Annotated in this window: 1 protein-coding gene; it reads right to left on the bottom strand. The window is 41.7% G+C overall.

All coding sequences use genetic code 11. The annotated features are described in order from the left end of the window. The coding region (locus tag HMPREF2846_RS08925; protein WP_176745484.1) for an E domain-containing protein at positions 1-326 on the bottom strand (326 nt) is incomplete at both ends.

Consider the following 326-nt stretch of genomic DNA (forward strand, 5'->3'; position numbering starts at 1 on the left):
CCTTCGCCTACTTTTTCTCCCGTTAATGGATTAATTGTTGTTGGCGTTGTTGTTGTTTTCTCTCCAGTTTGTCCTTCTTGCGTTACTTTCTCTTCACCTGGTTTTAAGTCTGGATTGAACTCACGTTTTTTCTCGAATGGTATTTCTTCTTTAGTAACCTCTGGTTCGCCTGCTTTTGGACCATGTTTTGTGACATCGTCAACCGGAGGTGTTACTACTTCACCTGTTTCAGGATTCTTGATGCCTGGTTTACCTGGTACTTCTTCTGTACCGTCAATTGGTAAGTTTGGATCGAACTCATCTTTATGACCTTGTGGTACTTCTTC

The organism is Staphylococcus sp. HMSC056G08 (assembly GCF_001812305.1).
In the GTDB taxonomy this organism is placed as follows: domain Bacteria; phylum Bacillota; class Bacilli; order Staphylococcales; family Staphylococcaceae; genus Staphylococcus; species Staphylococcus simulans.